2 protein-coding genes and 1 pseudogene are annotated in these 1,916 nt (G+C 68.3%); all 3 read right to left on the bottom strand.

Annotated elements, in window-relative coordinates; genetic code table 11:
* Positions 1-47 precede the first annotated feature (47 nt).
* Entirely contained in the window at positions 48-581 is a 534-nt protein-coding gene (locus I53_RS04290) for an SRPBCC family protein (protein ID WP_043347045.1), read from the bottom strand.
* A gap of 21 nt (positions 582-602) precedes the next feature.
* Positions 603-1,193, bottom strand: coding sequence for a DUF447 domain-containing protein (locus I53_RS04285; RefSeq protein ID WP_043347043.1), 591 nt, complete (start codon positions 1,191-1,193; stop codon positions 603-605).
* Positions 1,194-1,197: 4 nt separating this feature from the next.
* A pseudogene (locus tag I53_RS04280) lies at positions 1,198-1,916 on the bottom strand (dihydropteroate synthase); the annotation flags it as partial.

The following is a 1,916-nucleotide window of genomic DNA, read 5'->3' as shown; positions in this document are numbered from 1 at the left end:
GATGAGAACGAGGCCGCGGGCGAGGGCCGCGCGCCCCCGAGACAGGCTCACGAGCCCTTCTCGACCTTTGCCTTCAGGTTGGCGAGGCTCGCCTTGATCCAGTCGCCGACGCCCTTCTCGGAAGCCTCGTCGTTCAGATCCGGCGGCGGATCGTTGTTCATGTAGCCGCGATAGAAGGCCGCCTTCCACTCGACCTTCGACTTGTCGTTGCCCTCGGGCTCGACCGTGATCGTCGCCGAGTAGTCGTTCGCCGGAAGATCCTTCACGTCGACCTTGTCGATGTAATAGGAGAACAGCTTGTCATCGGGCTTGTACTTGTTGCTGGTCTCCTGGATCTGATCGCCGTTCTTCAGGGTCAGGACACGCTTGAACTTGCCGGCCGGATCGCCGTTGAGCTCCGTCTTGGTGACGTTCTGCATCCAGTCGGAATTCTTCATATCGCCGAGCACGGCCCAGACCTTGTCGGCGGGGGCGTTGATCTCGATCGACTCGGTGATCTTGCGCCGGGTTGGGCCGTGGGCCTGCGCGGTAGCCGCCACTAGGGCGGCCGTGGCCGCCAGGGCCAGGGTGATTTTCTTCATCTTGTCCTTCTCCTCCCGCCCTCAGCGGTCGTCGCGATCGAGAACGCGCGCCTCGGGGCCGAGCGCCGCCGCGACCTTGTCCTCGATCCAACCCCAGGCCTCGCGCTCGCGCGGCCCAGCGGTCTTGCCGATGGCGATGGCGAGGTAGGCCATCTCCGTCAACACCTTATCGGGCTCCAGCATGTGGAGCCGGGTCGAAAGAATGGCGCCTTCGAGGACGGCGGCCTGCGCGCGGTTATAGCCGATGAACGGCGCGTGCGCGGCGCTGTGGACCACGCGGCCGCGGAAGCGCGGCCGCGTCTCGTGGGCCTCGACGGCGGCGACGGCGAACTCCGCGTGGCCGAAACTGTCGGCGAGGCGGCGGCCCTCGATTGCCGTGCAGGGCAGCGTCGGCCATTCGCGTCGGCCGGTCACCGCGCCGGCGATCACCCGGATGTCGCGGGGGCTCGAGGCTGCGAAGCAGGGGTTGGCCTCCAGATTGGCGATGGTCGGCGACGGCCGGAACGGCGCGAGGACGTAGCCGTCATCCTCGCCGATCAGTCCGAACGGAACGAGGTGCAGTTCGCCCGCCGGGGACAGGGTCGTGACGATGGTCTCGAGGATCAGCGGCATGGCCTCACGCCTTGTCGGCGGGGACGAGGCGCCCGCAGACCAGCTTCGTCGGCGGGTCCTGCGGACGCTCGGGCACGGCCTCGGCCCGCACCTGGGCTTCGGGAATGGTCTCGGGCGGCGTTGCGCCGGCCTCGGGCCCGGCCAGCCGGGCATCGCGTGTCCCAGGTGGCGGCGCATCGGGTCCCGAATGCCGGGTATGGCCGGCCTTCTTGAAGGCGGTGGCATCCTCGATGTCGGCGTCGGCGGCGCAGCCCCAGTCGAGCGCCTCGTCCTGGACGTAGCGCTTGCCAAGCCGCCACGCCGTCTCCGCCTTGGCCAGTTCGGCGCCGAGATAGAAGGCGTGGGCGCCGTCGCTGGCCACATCGAGTTCGGGGAAGAAGGCCATCGCGTCGGTGCCGACCCTGTGGATGTCGCGATTGTAGAGGTGGATCCCGTCTGCGGCGGTCACGATCCGGTAATTCGGGTCGCGCACCTCCGCGGCGGCCTGGGCGATCTCGTCGGCCGTCTGCACGAACGGGCGCTTGTCGTGGAGGGCAAGCAGCGCCCGACCGTATCCCTTGGGCAGCGCGGAATCGGCCTTGGCCGCGTACATGATCCGTCGGGCGGCGTCGTGCTCCTCGACGGTGCGGCGGGTGTGGTTGGAGACCTGCACGATCAGCACATTGCCGATCGACAGTGTGCCGAGCACATGCCGACGAGCAGCGCGGGACGCCAAGGAATCGG

The organism is Methylobacterium sp. B1, assembly GCF_000333255.1.
Classification (GTDB): Bacteria; Pseudomonadota; Alphaproteobacteria; order Rhizobiales; family Beijerinckiaceae; genus Methylobacterium; species Methylobacterium fujisawaense.
This window is presented reverse-complemented; position numbering and strand designations above follow the sequence as displayed.